Annotated in this window: 1 protein-coding gene; it reads right to left on the bottom strand. The window is 66.9% G+C overall.

The window, feature by feature from the left end:
- Window positions 1-239: TerD family protein (locus J0695_RS39865; RefSeq protein ID WP_206969714.1), on the bottom strand; the 239-nt coding region annotated here is incomplete at both ends.

Here is a 239-nt window from a genome sequence, read left to right as displayed (position 1 = left end):
GTTTCGTGGGCTCGGGCGAGTCCGTCGAGGCCGTCGGCCCAACCTTGGCCGACCGCGCGTAGCTTCCATGTGGGCTGGCCGTTGGTGGTGTGCCGGTACAGCTCCGCGATGACCATGGCGCGGATGTCGGGGTCGGAGGGCGGCTGGAATGTCCAGGCAGCACCGCTGGCGCAGTCGAAGTAGAGCGAGGCATGGGTGAGGGAGCCGCAGGTGAGGCCGGTATCGACATCCATGTTGAT

Source organism: Streptomyces beijiangensis (assembly GCF_017315755.1).
GTDB lineage: Bacteria > Actinomycetota > Actinomycetes > Streptomycetales > Streptomycetaceae > Streptomyces > Streptomyces beijiangensis.
The sequence above is the reverse complement of the archived record's forward strand: the minus strand, read 5'-3'. Positions and strand labels throughout refer to the sequence as shown.